Annotated in this window: 1 protein-coding gene and 1 pseudogene; both read left to right on the top strand. The window is 58.1% G+C overall.

Annotated elements, in window-relative coordinates; all coding sequences use genetic code 11:
• The coding region (locus AC0L2K_RS34825) for an ISL3 family transposase (protein ID WP_473533638.1) at positions 1 to 603 on the top strand (603 nt) is incomplete at its 5' end.
• 30 nt (positions 604 to 633) lie between these two features.
• Positions 634 to 1078 (top strand): annotated as a pseudogene (locus AC0L2K_RS34820) (Tn3 family transposase); the annotation flags it as partial.
• Positions 1079 to 1330 lie beyond the last annotated feature (252 nt).

Below are 1330 nucleotides of genomic sequence, written 5' to 3'. Positions count from 1 at the left end.
ACCCAATGCTGGAAGGATGGGAACCGCTGCGGCCGACACCTGTTTCATGACGTCAAGCAGCGCGGCTACACCGGCAGTTTCACCAATCTGGAGCGGCTTCTCGGTGCCTGGCGGCGGGCCGAAAGAGAGCAGGCTGTTGTTGATGTGCCGCCCGCCACGTTGAAGTCGGAGCCGGTTCGAGATCCGGACACCGGAAATGCAATCTCGCCAGTGGTTGCCGCAGCGCTGTGCATCAAGCCGCGAGGCCTGCTAACGGACCAGCAGGCAAGGAAGGTCGATGCCCTGAAGCAGGAATCTGAGGCTTTCGCCGAGATGCGGTATCTGGCGATGCGCTTCAACGGCATCCTTCGCAGCAAGAGATCGGCACCACTGGATGCATGGATCGACGATGCGCTCGACTCCGAACTCATTCCGATCATGCGGTTCGCCCGTGTCTTGCGCAGAGACATCGATGCCGTGAACAACGCCATCGAGCTGCCTTGGAGCAACGGACAGGCCGAAGGCCAGATCAATCGCCTCAAGACCCTCAAACGTGCAATGTACGGTCGGGCAGGTCCGGAATTGCTGAAGGCACGAATGCTGCCACGGCTTCACACAAAGTGAGAAAGAACCTCATTAACTGCAAAGCGACAGAAGGAAAGCCAACTCGCAAGGGCGCTGCGGAACTGGGCAGGATCGAGCGATCCATATTCATGATTGAATGGTACTCAAGCCCGGCACGCTGCCGAGCCGGCCTCAACAAGGGCGAAGCAGCACACAAGCTCAAGCGCGCCGTGTCCTTCCATGAGCGAGACGAAATTCGCGATCGTTCGTTCGAGAGCCAGGCCTTCCGCGCATCCGGGCTCAACCTCGTCGTCAGCGCGATCGTACACTGGAACACGGTCTATCTCGACCGCGCGGGCCACACAGTTGAAACGAGGGGGGCGAAACATTCCAGATACGCTGTTGAAGCATATCTCGCCGCTGAGTTGGGAACATATCAACCTGACAGGCATCTACACCTGGGACACCGAGCATCGGATGCCCGAAGGCTTTCGAACCCTTAGGGCTACCGACCCCGACCCGGCGAGCCGCATGAGTTTCACGATCCGTTCGGGCTTAGCGCAAGATTTTGTACAGCTCTTGTCTTCACCCCAGATTGTGAGCTAAGGACACCTTTCGTCCTGACAATCATAGTATCCTGCAAAGAAGATGCGGAGTGGCAAGCCGCCAGTCACTCGGACACTGGCTGGCTGTGGAAATGTCCACGAGGATTGGGTGAATCATATATGGGCACGTCGAGTAAGATGACGAGACGATATTTCGGAACGGACGGGATCCGGGGAGGGGC

This window comes from Mesorhizobium sp. WSM4817, from assembly GCF_055811135.1.
The sequence above is the reverse complement of the archived record's forward strand: the minus strand, read 5'-3'. Positions and strand labels throughout refer to the sequence as shown.